The organism is Mesorhizobium sp. M7A.F.Ca.US.005.03.2.1 (assembly GCF_003997795.1).
Lineage (GTDB): Bacteria > Pseudomonadota > Alphaproteobacteria > Rhizobiales > Rhizobiaceae > Mesorhizobium > Mesorhizobium ciceri.
On record NZ_RZRP01001454.1, the window covers coordinates 1 to 754 of the forward strand.

2 protein-coding genes are annotated in these 754 nt (G+C 62.1%); both read left to right on the forward strand.

Annotated features, from left to right (window positions below):
* Positions 1-102 (forward strand): DUF4424 family protein (locus tag EN991_RS38440; RefSeq protein WP_127370637.1); only part of this gene is annotated, 102 nt, incomplete at its 5' end.
* On the forward strand, positions 102-620 hold the full coding sequence (locus EN991_RS38445) for a dihydrofolate reductase (RefSeq protein ID WP_013531029.1): 519 nt from the start codon (positions 102-104) through the stop codon (positions 618-620). The genes EN991_RS38440 and EN991_RS38445, both read left to right, overlap by 1 nt.
* Positions 621-754 lie beyond the last annotated feature (134 nt).

Consider the following 754-nt stretch of genomic DNA (forward strand, 5'->3'; position numbering starts at 1 on the left):
GTCAAAAAGACCGGACCGACGACATTCGAGATGACGGCGGATGATTTCTACCCCGAGCGCGACATCGACATCCTGATCCTCGAGCCGACGGACGAAAATTGATGCATGTCGCAATCTACGTTGCCATTGCCGAGAACGGCGTGATCGGGCGGGACGGCGGGCTCCCGTGGCGGCTCTCCACCGATCTCAAGCGCTTCAAGGCCGATACGATGGGCAAGCCTATCATCATGGGCCGCAAGACCTATGAGGGCATCGGTCGGCCGCTGCCGGGCAGGTTGAACATCGTCGTGACCCGCGACGAGACCTGGCGCGCCGAGGGCGTCGAGGTGGCACATTCGCTCGAAGCCGCGATCCAGCTGGCGACGGTGCGCGGGCGCGGCATGGCCGATGTCGACGAGGTGTGCGTCATCGGCGGCGGCGAAATCTATGCCCAGGCCATGCTGCTGGCCGACCGGCTGCACGTCACCCATGTGCTGGCAGCGGTCGACGGCGATGCGCATTTCCCGCCGATCGATCCCGATTCCTGGCGCATTGTCAGCTCGCAGGACGTCCCTGCCGGGGAAAAGGACAGCCACCCGACGCGCTATTCGGTTTACGAGCGGCGTCGCGAGAGACATTGAACGAAAAAAGAGCCATTGAAGGAAGACAAAGGGTCGCGACTGGACCAAATCGGACGAAGTCGGAAGCGCATCGCGTTGAAAGCGCCCCGTGGCGTGCCTATAGAAGAACAATACTGGATTTTGCGCCGTAATGC